This window comes from Stenotrophomonas sp. STEN087 (genome assembly GCF_056759115.1).
In genome coordinates this window covers 19,257-30,505 of the sequence record NZ_JBRRCR010000049.1, presented here as the reverse complement: position 1 = coordinate 30,505, position 11,249 = coordinate 19,257, and the positions used below count along the sequence as shown (strand labels likewise).

9 protein-coding genes and 1 pseudogene are annotated in these 11,249 nt (G+C 68.0%); 6 read left to right on the top strand and 4 right to left on the bottom strand.

Going from position 1 to position 11,249, the window contains the following annotated elements; translation table 11 throughout:
• Positions 1-113: 113 nt before the first annotated feature.
• The 3 genes and pseudogenes from aroB to ACVOK1_RS13510 all read right to left on the bottom strand — a co-directional run.
• Positions 114-1,220: pseudogene (aroB, locus tag ACVOK1_RS13520) on the bottom strand (3-dehydroquinate synthase); the annotation flags it as partial.
• On the bottom strand, positions 1,217-1,759 hold the full coding sequence (locus tag ACVOK1_RS13515; RefSeq protein WP_108769649.1) for a shikimate kinase: 543 nt from the start codon (positions 1,757-1,759) through the stop codon (positions 1,217-1,219). The gene ACVOK1_RS13515 and the pseudogene aroB, both read right to left, overlap by 4 nt.
• Before the next feature lie 84 nt (positions 1,760-1,843).
• A complete protein-coding gene (locus ACVOK1_RS13510) occupies positions 1,844-2,671 on the bottom strand; it encodes a kinase (protein WP_481562366.1) in 828 nt (275 codons plus the stop codon).
• Between the two features lie 40 nt (positions 2,672-2,711).
• Here ACVOK1_RS13510 and pdxH point away from each other — a divergent pair, with 40 nt between their 5' ends.
• Together pdxH and aacA are read left to right on the top strand one after the other, a co-directional pair.
• Positions 2,712-3,311 carry a pyridoxamine 5'-phosphate oxidase gene (pdxH, locus tag ACVOK1_RS13505; protein ID WP_164074717.1) on the top strand — a complete coding sequence of 200 codons (600 nt, stop codon included), beginning with the start codon at positions 2,712-2,714 and terminating at the stop codon, positions 3,309-3,311.
• A complete protein-coding gene (gene aacA, locus ACVOK1_RS13500) occupies positions 3,308-3,775 on the top strand; it encodes an aminoglycoside 6'-N-acetyltransferase (RefSeq protein ID WP_481562365.1) in 468 nt (155 codons plus the stop codon). Before pdxH ends, aacA begins: the two co-directional genes overlap by 4 nt.
• Positions 3,776-3,903: 128 nt before the next feature.
• On the opposite strand, the gene prpR is transcribed toward aacA, so the two are convergent.
• A complete protein-coding gene (prpR, locus tag ACVOK1_RS13495) occupies positions 3,904-5,487 on the bottom strand; it encodes a propionate catabolism operon regulatory protein PrpR (protein ID WP_481562364.1) in 1,584 nt (527 codons plus the stop codon).
• Positions 5,488-5,640: 153 nt separating this feature from the next.
• Between prpR and prpB the strand changes: the two genes are divergently transcribed.
• The 4 genes from prpB (at position 5,641) to ACVOK1_RS13475 (ending at position 11,243) form a co-directional block, all read left to right on the top strand.
• Positions 5,641-6,534, top strand: a complete 894-nt coding sequence (gene prpB, locus ACVOK1_RS13490; protein WP_164074720.1) for a methylisocitrate lyase — start codon at positions 5,641-5,643, stop codon at positions 6,532-6,534.
• 36 nt (positions 6,535-6,570) lie between these two features.
• Positions 6,571-7,728: a bifunctional 2-methylcitrate synthase/citrate synthase gene (gene prpC, locus ACVOK1_RS13485; RefSeq protein WP_079222802.1), complete on the top strand. Its 1,158-nt coding sequence runs from the start codon at positions 6,571-6,573 to the stop codon at positions 7,726-7,728.
• 97 nt (positions 7,729-7,825) lie between these two features.
• A complete protein-coding gene (gene acnD / locus ACVOK1_RS13480; protein ID WP_481562363.1) occupies positions 7,826-10,444 on the top strand; it encodes a Fe/S-dependent 2-methylisocitrate dehydratase AcnD in 2,619 nt (872 codons plus the stop codon).
• A 124-nt stretch (positions 10,445-10,568) separates the two neighbouring features.
• Entirely contained in the window at positions 10,569-11,243 is a 675-nt protein-coding gene (locus ACVOK1_RS13475; RefSeq protein WP_481562362.1) for a hypothetical protein, read from the top strand.
• Positions 11,244-11,249: the final 6 nt, after the last annotated feature.

Genomic DNA, 11,249 nt, shown 5'->3' with positions numbered 1-11,249 from the left:
GTGCGCCGGTCTCGGGCGGGGCCGCGCCGCCCGCCCGCGCGGGGGCGGGCGGGCCGGGCCGGCCCCCCCACCCCGCCCCCCCCGCCCCCCCCCCCCCCCCCCCCCCACAACCGGGCCGACAGCACCTTCAGCACCGCCGCTTCATCCACGTCCGGCACCACTTCGGCCCGGCCCATGCCGCGCCACAGCACCAGGCGCAGGCGGCCGGCCACGTTCTTCTTGTCCAGCCGCATGCGGCCCAGCAGGGCCTGCGGGTCGAGCCCGGCGGGGATCGCCACCGGCAGCTGCAGCTTTTCCAGCAGCGCCTGCAGGCGCACGCGGTCGGCATCCTCGGCCAGGCCCAGGTCGGTGGACAGCTTCGCTGCCAGCACCATGCCTACGGCCACGGCCTCGCCATGGTTCAGTGCATCGCGGCCCGGGGCCGAATAGCCCTGTTCGGTCTCGATGGCGTGGCCGAAGGTGTGGCCCAGGTTGAGCAGGGCACGCTCGCCCTTCTCGAAGGGGTCGCGTTCAACAATCGCGGCCTTGTGCCGGCAGCTGCGCGCGATGGCTTCGGCCAGTGCGGCATCTTCGCCGGCCAGCAACGCCTCGGCGTGCTGCTGCAGCCATTCGAAGAACGCCGCATCGCCCAGCGCGCCGTACTTCACCACTTCGGCCAGGCCGGCACGCAGTTCGCGCGGCGGCAGGGTGGCCAGCACGCGGGTATCGGCGATGACCGCGCGCGGCGGATGGAAGGCGCCGACCAGGTTCTTGCCGGCGGGGATGTCCACGGCGGTCTTGCCGCCCACCGAGGAGTCGACCATCGCCAGCAGGGTGGTCGGCAGCTGCACGCAGTCGACGCCGCGCATCCAGCAGGCTGCGGCGAACCCGGCCAGATCGCCGACCACGCCGCCGCCGAGGGCGAACACGCAGGCATCGCGGGTGGCGCCCAGCGCGGCCAGTGCTTCGATGGCGCGGCCGAACTCGGCCAGGGTCTTGGAGGCCTCGCCGGCCTGCAGCACGTGCTCGCCGACGATCAGGTCCGGGCGCGCGGCCAGCAGGGTCTGTTTCACGGCAGCCAGGTAGCGCGGGGCGACTTCGCTGTCGCTCAGCAGCAGCACGTGGCGGCCGCGCACATGCGATGCCAGCGCAGCGCCGTCGGCCTGGGCACCGGCGCCGATGGTGATGGAATAGGGGCGGTCGCCGCCAACGGCGACCTGCAGCAGGGCGGGGGAGGTCATGCGGTCAGGTCCTGACGCTGCCATTGCGTGGCCAGCTTGACGACAAGCTGGGCGGTGGCGTCGGCAGCGGTAAACGGGTCGGTATCGAGGGTGAGGTCGGCCAGCTCGCGGTACAGCGGGTCGCGCAGCGCGGCCAGATCGTGCAGCACCTGCTCGCGGTCCGGGCGCTGCAGCAGCGGCCGGCCCTTGTCGCGGGCCAGGCGCTCCAGCTGGGCCGCCACGCTCACGCGGAGGTAGACCACGAAGCCGCGCTGGGCGATCAGTGCACGGTTGCCTGCTTCCAGCACGGCACCGCCACCGGTGGAAACCAGTTGGCCGTGGCCTTCCAGCACGCGGGCCAGGGCCTCGCGCTCATGGCTACGGAAGCCGGCTTCACCGGAGTGTTCGAAGATCGTGGGAATGCTGGCCCCCGCCGCGTCGACGATGGCCTGGTCGACATCGACGAAGTCCAGCGTGAAGCGCTCGGCCAGGCGGCGGCCGATGCAGGTTTTGCCGGCGCCCATCGGGCCGATCAGGATCAGGTTCGGAGCAGGATTCATGCCCTCTGATCCTACCACTTCCGCACCCCCGGCCTGGCACGATGGTTGCTGTTGGAAGCATCCGCCGTACCGCAGCGGGCGGCCTCAGCGCACCGCCTGCACCTGGCGCTGGCCGTCCAGCACCACCACATGGTCGGCGCTGTCGGGCAGGGCACGCAGCGCCTGCCGGCTGACCCGTTCGTAGTACTGCACGAAGCGCTCCAGCTGCGGGCGGCTCATGCCATGGCGGCCGGGCTGGGCAGCCTGCAGGTTCTGTTCCTGCTGCCAGCGCCAGCGCGGCACCACCGAGAAATCCGGCGGCTGCAGGAACCACAGGCGGTCGCAGCGCTGCCACAGCGCCGGGTAGTCACGGGCCAGCGCCTGGTTGCACCAGCGCCGCCAGCGGCCATCCGGGTCGGCCTCGCGCTCCAGCGCGTTCAAGGGGCTGTCCAGCTCGGCATCGTCCTGCGCGGGCGTGCCGAGGAACCAGCCTTCGAACACCAGCAGGTCCAGCGGGGCGTCCAGCGCGGCCCACTGCGCTTCGGGCAGGCGCTCATCGGCCAGTTTGTCGAAGCGCGGCAGTGCCAGCGGCTCGCGTGCGGCCACCGCGTCGAGCACGGCATGGGCCAGCGGCAGGTCGTGGGTGCCGGGCGGGCCGCGGGTGATCAGCAGCGGGTGGACCTGGCGGGCCAGGCGTTGGCGTTGCGCGCGGGTCAGGTAGACATCATCGATGGACAGCGCTGCCGCGTTCAGGCCGCGTGCCTGGGCGCGGGCGACCACCTGGGCGGCCAGCGTCGATTTGCCGCTGCCCTGCACGCCGCTGATCGCCAATACTGGCACCGTGACGCCGCTGGCCAGCGCATCGTCAAGCGCCTGCTCGGCAAGCGCATCCGGGAATCCTTTCACCTGGGGCATGTACGCAGCAGCAACCATGCCGCCACAATAGCCCAATCCGTGTGAGAAGAAGCGAACCATGAGCGACCTTTACGCCGAAGCCCTGTCCACCTTTGCCGCCCTGTTCGACGAGGCGAAGCAGAGCCGCGAGGTCGAGCCCAACGCGATGACCGTGGCCACCGCCGATACGCAGGGCCGCCCGTCGGCGCGTACCGTGCTGCTGAAGGCCTTCGATGAGCGCGGTTTCGTGTTCTACACCCACCTGGACAGCCACAAGGGCCAGGAACTGCAGGCCAATCCGCAGGCGGCGCTGCTGTTTCTGTGGCGCAGCCTGCGCGAGGCCGGCATCCAGGTGCGCATCGAAGGGCGCGTGGAGCAGGTGGCCGATGCCGAGGCCGATGCCTATTTCGCCAGCCGCCCGCGCATGAGCCAGATCGGCGCGTGGGCATCGCTGCAGTCGAAGACGCTGGCGACGCGCGAGGAATTCGATGCGCGCGTGGCCGAGGTCGAAGCCCGTTTCGAGGGCAAGGATGTGCCGCGTCCGGAGGGCTGGAGTGGCCTGCGCGTGGTGCCCGACCGCATCGAGTTCTGGTACGGCGCGCAGTTCCGCCTGCACGAGCGCTGGTGCTACGAGGCCGGTGCCGAAGGGCGCTGGAGCAAGCGGCTGCTGTACCCGTGAGTGATGCCGCGCCGACGATCCGCAAGGCCTCGCCGGCCGATGCGGCGGCGTGGGCGCAGCTGCGGCTGGGTCTGTGGCCGGATGCCGATGACCCGCTGGAGGAGCTGGCGCAGTCGCTGGACGACGCCGACGGCGCGGTGTTCCTGGCCTGCCTGGGCGATGGCGAGGCCGTAGGTTTCGCCGAAGTGCGGCTGCGCCACGATTATGTGAACGGTACGGAATCTTCGCCGGTGGGCTTCCTGGAAGGCTGGTACGTGCAGCCTTCGTGGCAGGGCCATGCCGTGGGCCGTGCACTTCTGTCGGCGGTGCAGGACTGGACGCGCGCGGCCGGCTGCAGCGAACTCGCTTCGGACAGCCGCGTGGAAGATGTGCAGGCGCATGCCGCACACCGCGCGTGTGGTTTCGAGGAAACCGAGCGGGTGGTGTATTTCCGCATGGCGCTGGACGCGGAGCCGCCCCGGTAACTGCTTTTGCCCCGGTTGGTAGTCGCCAATCTTGGTTGGCGTTCCGCGCAGAGAGCGTGTCAACCAAGGTTGACACCTACCAGAGCGCGCGGGGCTGCCGCTCCGGTAGTCACCAACCTTGCTCGACGCTACAGATTCTCCGCGCGCAGCCAGCGCCACAGCGTGGTGCGTGATACTCCCAGCGCCTGCGCCATGCCTTCGCGGTCGTTGCGGTGTTCCTGCAGCAGTGCTTCCAGCTGCGCACGCGGCGGGCGCTTGCCGTTGCTTTCCAGCGGCATCGAGGTGGAGCCTTCATTCACCAGCTCCGGCGCCAGCTGCAGCAGGCGCGTGGCATCGATCAGCCCTTCGCCCGGCTGCCAGTGGATGCGCAGGCGATCCACGAGGTTGCGCAGTTCGCGCACGTTGCCGGGCCATCCGGCGGCGGTCAGCACGCCCATTGCCGCCTCGTCCAATGGCGCGTCGATCCCGCGCAGCTGGCGGAAGAAGTGCTGTGCCAGCATCGGAATGTCGCCACGGCGCGCACGTAGCGAGGGCAGGGCGATGCGCAGTGCCGCCAGCCGGTAATACAGATCGCGGCGGAAACTTCCGGCGGCGGCGCGTTGTTCCAGTGACTGCAGCGTGGCCGCGACGACGCGCAGATCCACGGGCGTGGGCTCGGTGGCGCCCACGCGCAGCACCTCGCGTTCTTCCAGCACCCGCAGCAGGCGGGTCTGCAGCGGCAGCGGCAGTTCGCCGATTTCATCCAGGAACAGGGTTCCACCGTCGGCGGCCTCGACCAGGCCGACGCGACCGCCGCGCCGCGCGCCTGTGAAGGCGCCATCGCTGTAGCCGAACAGCTCCGCTTCCAGCAGCGATTCGCTAATCGCGCCGCAGTTCAAGGCGACGAAGCGGCCACGACGGCCGCTGGCCGCGTGCAGCTGGCGCGCGACCAGTTCCTTGCCGGTGCCGGTTTCGCCGGTGACCAGCACGGTGCTGTCATGCGGGGCATACAGCGCGATCTGTGCGCGCACCTGGGCCATCGCCTCGCTGTCGCCGAGCAGGGCATGCGCATCACTGCGCGGGGCGGCGCGGCGGCGCGGGGCCGGGCGGCTGCCACCGGAGCGGGCCAGTGCCTGGGTCAGTTCCAGCGCGTGTTCAAACGCCTGCCGTACCGAATCGGCCGAATACAGCAGTACGCCCGGCAGGCCCATCTGTTCGGCGTGGTCGATGGCCATGCCGGTGCCGACGATCACCTCGATGCCGTTGGCACGCAGGTCGGCAATGCAGTCGCGCGCATCTTCGCGGGTGACGAAGCGGCGGTGCTCGATATCCAAGCCGAAACTCTGCTGGAAGTTGCTGAACACCGGCACGTCGCTGGCGTGGGTGACCAGGCCGATGCGCGGGGCGATGCGCCGGGCGCGGGCCAGTGCCTCCATGAGGTCGAAGCCATTGGCCTGGATCGGTACCAGCGGCAGTTCCAACCGGCCGCGCAGCCAGGCCGCGTTGGAGCCGCCGGCGATGACCACGTCGCAGTGCTCGCGGCGCAGGCGCTGGCCGATCACATCCACCGCTTCCTCGAAACCGAGGTTGATCTGCTCGATGCGCGCGCGGCGGTCGAACTCGGGGATGACATCGCCGAGCAGGCCGGTCAGCCGCGAGACGCTGACCGTCCAGATGACCGGGCGGCCGGGGTCGGCATCGGCGTGGCGCAGGGGCGAGCGGGGCAGGTACATGACGGCAGTCGTGGGTGACGATGTTTCATGATACATCTGTTTCAGTGTTTCATTTGTTTCATCGTTACAGCGCGGTCATGCCTTTGAAATCAACCGCTTGCAGCTTGGCATGGTGTTTGCGCTTCCTATCCCGTTCCCAACCTGGATTGCCGCATGACCGCTTCCGCTCCTTCTTCCGCCGGTGCCCGCTTCCGTGAGGCGCTGGCTGCCGAATCGCCGCTGCAGGTGATCGGCGCGATCAACGCCAACCACGCCCTGCTGGCCAAGCGCGCCGGCTTCCGCGCCATCTACCTGTCCGGCGGCGGTGTCGCTGCGGGTTCGCTGGGCCTGCCGGACCTTGGCATCAACACCCTGGAAGACGTGCTGATCGACGTGCGCCGCATCACCGATGTCTGTGACCTGCCGCTGATGGTGGACATCGATACCGGCTTCGGTCCGAGTGCGTTCAACATCGCCCGCACCGTGAAGTCGCTGATCAAGGCCGGCGCGGCCGCCTGCCATATCGAGGACCAGGTCGGCGCCAAGCGCTGCGGTCACCGACCGGGCAAGGAAATCGTCTCGCAGGGTGAAATGGTCGACCGCGTGAAGGCTGCCGCCGATGCCAAGACCGATCCGGACTTCTTCCTGATCGCCCGCACCGACGCCATCCAGGTGGACGGCGTGGACAAGGCCATCGAGCGCGCCATCGCCTGCGTCGAGGCCGGTGCCGACGGCATCTTCGCCGAGGCCGCCTACGACCTGGACACCTACCGCCGCTTCGTCGATGCGGTGAAGGTGCCGGTGCTGGCCAACATCACTGAATTCGGTGCGACCCCGCTGTTCAGTCGCGACGAACTGGCTTCGGCCGGCGTGGCCATCCAGCTGTTCCCGCTGTCGGCCTTCCGCGCTGCCAACAAGGCAGCCGAGAACGTCTATCAGTCGGTGCGCCGCGACGGCCACCAGCGCAACGTGGTCGACGCCATGCAGACGCGTGAAGAACTGTATGACCGCATCGGCTACCACGCTTTCGAACAGCAGCTCGACGCCCTGTTCGCCGCCAAGAAATAAGCAGTACCCTGCACCATCAGTTTTCGGAGGGAAAACATGAACGATACGACCGCAACCCCGACCTTCAAGCCGAAGAAGTCCGTCGCCCTGTCCGGCACTGCCGCCGGCAACACCGCGCTGTGCAGCGTCGGCCGCAGCGGCAACGACCTGCATTACCGCGGCTACGACATCCTGGACCTGGCCAACACCAGCGAGTTCGAGGAAATCGCCTATCTGCTGGTGCACGGCAAGCTGCCGACCCGCGCCGAACTGGTTTCGTACAAGGCCAAGCTGAAGTCGCTGCGCGGCATACCGGCCGCGGTGAAGGCCGCGCTGGAAGAGCTGCCGCCGTCGGCGCACCCGATGGACGTGATGCGCACCGGCGTGTCCGTGCTCGGCTGCGTGGCGCCGGAAAAGGATGACCACAACCATCCGGGCGCGCGTGACATCGCCGACAAGCTGATGGCCTGCCTCGGTTCGATGCTGCTGTACTGGTACCACTGGAGCCACAACGGGCGCGCCATCGACGTGGAAACCGACGACGACTCCATCGGTGGCCACTTCCTGCACCTGCTGCACGGCGACAAGCCGCAGGATTCGTGGGTGAAGGCGATGCACACCTCGCTGATCCTGTACGCCGAGCACGAGTTCAATGCCTCGACCTTCGCCTGCCGCGTCATCGCCGGCACCGGCAGCGACATGTACAGCGCGATCTGCGGTGGCATCGGCGCGCTGCGCGGCCCCAAGCACGGCGGCGCCAACGAAGTCGCGTTCGAAGTGCAGAAGCGCTATGACAACCCCGATGAAGCCGAGGAAGACATCAAGGCCCGCGTCGAGCGCAAGGAAGTGGTGATCGGCTTCGGCCATCCGGTCTACACCGTGTCCGATCCGCGCAACAAGGTGATCAAGGACGTGGCCCGCGAGCTGTCCGAAGAGCAGTCCAGCATGAAGATGTACGACATCGCCGAGCGCCTGGAAACGGTGATGTGGGACATCAAGAAGATGTTCCCGAACCTGGACTGGTTCAGCGCCGTCAGCTACCACATGATGGGCGTGCCGACCGCGATGTTCACTCCGCTCTTCGTGATCGCCCGCACCGCTGGCTGGAGCGCGCACATCGTCGAGCAGCGCATCGACGGCAAGATCATCCGCCCGAGCGCCAACTACACCGGCCCGGAAGATCGCGAGTTCGTCGCCATCGACAAGCGCGCCTGATCCATCCGCTGTACCCATCCGGCCGGCCGCGCGCCGGCCGGATGCCTTCGTTGCCGCTTCGACGGCACCCGGCCCGCCCCAAGTACTCCGCCAGCCCATGAATACCGATTACCGCAAGAACCTCCCCGGCAGCACGCTGGACTATTTCGATGCGCGCGCCGCCGTCGACGCGCTCCAGCCCGGCGCCTACGCCACGCTGCCGTACACCTCGCGCGTGCTGGCCGAGAACCTGGTGCGCCGCTGCGACCCGGCCACGCTCAGTGACTCGCTGGCGCAGCTGATCGAGCGCCGCCGCGACCTGGATTTCCCATGGTTCCCCGCACGCGTGGTCTGCCATGACATCCTCGGCCAGACCGCGCTGGTGGATCTGGCCGGCCTGCGTGATGCGATCGCCGACAAGGGCGGCGACCCGGCCAAGGTCAATCCGGTGGTGCCGGTGCAGCTGATCGTCGATCACTCACTGGCGGTGGAATGCGGTGGTTTCGACCCGCAGGCATTCGAGAAGAACCGCGCGATCGAAGATCGCCGCAACGAAGACCGTTTCCACTTCATCGACTGGACCAAGCTGGCATTCCAGAACGTGGACGTGATCCCGCCGGGCAACGGCATCATGCACCAGATCAACCTGGAGAAGATGTCGCCGGTGATCTACGTGCAGGACGGCGTGGCCTTCCCCGATACCTGCGTGGGCACCGACAGCCACACCCCGCACGTGGATGCGCTGGGCGTGATCGCCATTGGTGTGGGCGGCCTGGAAGCCGAGAACGTGATGCTGGGCCGCGCCTCGTGGATGCGCCTGCCCGACACCGTCGGCGTCGAACTGAGCGGCCGCCCGCAGCCGGGCATCACCGCCACCGACGTGGTGCTGGCCCTGACCGAGTTCCTGCGCAAGGAGCGCGTGGTCGGCGCCTGGCTTGAATTCTTCGGCGAGGGTGCGGCGGCACTGACCATCGGTGACCGCGCCACCATCTCCAACATGTGTCCCGAATACGGTGCCACCGCCGCGATGTTCTACATCGATGCGCAGACCATCGATTACCTGCGCCTGACCGGTCGCGAGGAATCGCAGGTGGCGCTGGTGGAGAACTACGCACGCACCACCGGCCTGTGGGCCGACGACCTGGCCACCGCGCAGTACGAGCGCGTGCTGCACTTCGACCTGTCCAGCGTGGTGCGCAACATGGCCGGCCCGTCCAACCCGCACAAGCGCGTGGCCACCGCCGAGCTGGCCGAGCGCGGCATCGCCGACGAGGCCAAGCTGGAAGCGGGCAAGGCCGAGCAGGCGCAGGGCCTGATGCCCGATGGCGCGGTGATCATCGCCGCCATCACCAGCTGCACCAACACCTCCAACCCGCGCAACGTGATTGCCGCCGCACTGCTGGCACGCAATGCCAACGCACGTGGCCTGCAGCGCAAGCCGTGGGTGAAATCGTCGCTGGCACCGGGCTCGAAGGCCGTGCAGCTGTACCTGGAAGAATCCGGCCTGCTGCCGGACCTGGAACAGCTCGGCTTCGGCATCGTCGCCTTCGCCTGCACCACCTGTAATGGCATGAGCGGCGCGCTGGACCCGAAGATCCAGCAGGAAATCATCGACCGTGACCTGTACGCCACGGCCGTGCTGTCGGGCAACCGCAACTTCGATGGCCGCATCCATCCGTACGCCAAGCAGGCGTTCCTGGCCTCGCCGCCGCTGGTGATTGCTTACGCCATCGCCGGCACCGTGCGCTTCGATATCGAGAAGGACGTGCTGGGCGTGGATGCCGACGGCAACGAGGTGCGCCTGAAGGACATCTGGCCGAGCGACGCCGAGATCGACGCGGTGGTGAAGGCCTCGGTGAAGCCCGAGCAGTTCCGCAAGGTCTACAACCCGATGTTCAACGTGCGCGTGGAGAACGGTGCGCCGGTCAGCCCGCTGTACGACTGGCGCCCGCAGAGTACGTACATCCGTCGTCCGCCGTATTGGGAGGGCGCACTGGCCGGTGAGCGCACGCTGTCCGGCATGCGCGCGCTGGCAGTGCTGCCGGACAACATCACCACCGACCACCTGTCGCCGTCCAACGCGATCATGGCCTCCAGCGCTGCAGGCGAATACCTGGCGAAGATGGGCCTGCCGGAAGAGGACTTCAATTCCTACGCGACCCACCGCGGTGACCACCTGACTGCGCAGCGCGCCACGTTCGCCAATCCGAAGCTGTTCAACGAGATGGTGCGCAACGACGACGGCAGCGTGAAGCAGGGCTCGCTGGCGCGCGTGGAGCCGGAAGGCAAGGTCATGCGCATGTGGGAAGCGATCGAGACCTACATGGACCGCAAGCAGCCGCTGATCATCATCGCCGGCGCCGACTACGGCCAGGGCAGCTCGCGTGACTGGGCCGCCAAGGGCGTGCGCCTGGCCGGGGTGGAAGCCATCGCGGCCGAAGGCTTCGAGCGGATTCACCGCACCAACCTGATCGGCATGGGCGTGCTGCCGCTGGAGTTCAAGCCGGGCACCACGCGCCTGACCCTGGGCATCGACGGCACCGAGACCTTCGATGTGGTCGGCGAGCGCACCCCGCGTGCCGAACTGACCCTGGTCATCCACCGCCGCGACGGCCAGGACGTGGTCGTGCCGGTCACCTGCCGCCTGGACAGCGACGAGGAAGTGGCGATCTACGAGGCGGGCGGCGTGCTGCAGCGCTTCGCCCAGGATTTCCTGGAAGGGGCCAAGGTGGCGTAAGGCGGCGGCTGGCTGCCTTGTGTCGAGTTGCCGCCATGCTGGCTTCGGCCCGCATGGCGGTGGTCACGGAGGAGAGGGGCGTAGCCCCATCTGCATGGGAACGGCGTTCTACACAATCGCAGGCATGGTCAACACCGCCTTCATCCTGCTGAGCCTGTTGGGTGTGGGCGCGCAGTTGCGCTTGGTGCGCAACCGTCGGGAACGTGCGGACGCGACTGACGGCGCCACGGCAGTGTTGTCGCTGAATCAATTCACGGTCAGCTTCCTGGCGTACCTGTCCTTCTTCGTCTATGGCTACAGCGTCACGCCGTTCAATCACTTCATTGTCTGGCCGCGCTTGCTCGCGTCGGTGCTGGTCATGGCCATCCTGGTGGAGATCTGGCGCGACCGACGGAATCGCTCCGCCACGACCAGCGTGGTGGCAGTCGCGCTGCTGCTGATGTGCGCGCTGGCCGGTCTGGCCTGGGGTGATCGTCACGTGGACGAGGGCAGGGTGGTGGCCAGCGCGATGATCGTGGCCATCACTGCCTTGCTGGCGCAGCGCTATATGCATCAGATCCTGCTGATCCTGCGCAATGGCCATACCGGTGCATTGTCGCTGCGGATGAGTCAGTTGATCCTGCTGATGGACCTGTCCACGATCGTGTTTGCCTTCGCCATGGGCCTGCGGATGGGATGGCCGTTGCTGCTGCTGGCAGTGGTGAGTGGCAGTACCAAACTGGTCATCCTGTATCTGTTCCGAGGGCAGCACGGGACGTCCGCCGCGGATCGCCGTCGGCAGCGGCTTCAACCAGCGTAATGCGTG

Coding starts and splice junctions, on each gene's coding strand:
- ACVOK1_RS13515 (WP_108769649.1), bottom strand. CDS start 1,759: ATGAATCCTGCTCCGAACCTGATCCTGATCGGCCCGATGGGCGCCGGC.
- ACVOK1_RS13510 (WP_481562366.1), bottom strand. CDS start 2,671: ATGGTTGCTGCTGCGTACATGCCCCAGGTGAAAGGATTCCCGGATGCG.
- pdxH (WP_164074717.1), top strand. CDS start 2,712: ATGAGCGACCTTTACGCCGAAGCCCTGTCCACCTTTGCCGCCCTGTTC.
- prpR (WP_481562364.1), bottom strand. CDS start 5,487: ATGTACCTGCCCCGCTCGCCCCTGCGCCACGCCGATGCCGACCCCGGC.
- prpB (WP_164074720.1), top strand. CDS start 5,641: ATGACCGCTTCCGCTCCTTCTTCCGCCGGTGCCCGCTTCCGTGAGGCG.
- prpC (WP_079222802.1), top strand. CDS start 6,571: ATGAACGATACGACCGCAACCCCGACCTTCAAGCCGAAGAAGTCCGTC.
- acnD (WP_481562363.1), top strand. CDS start 7,826: ATGAATACCGATTACCGCAAGAACCTCCCCGGCAGCACGCTGGACTAT.
- ACVOK1_RS13475 (WP_481562362.1), top strand. CDS start 10,569: ATGGTCAACACCGCCTTCATCCTGCTGAGCCTGTTGGGTGTGGGCGCG.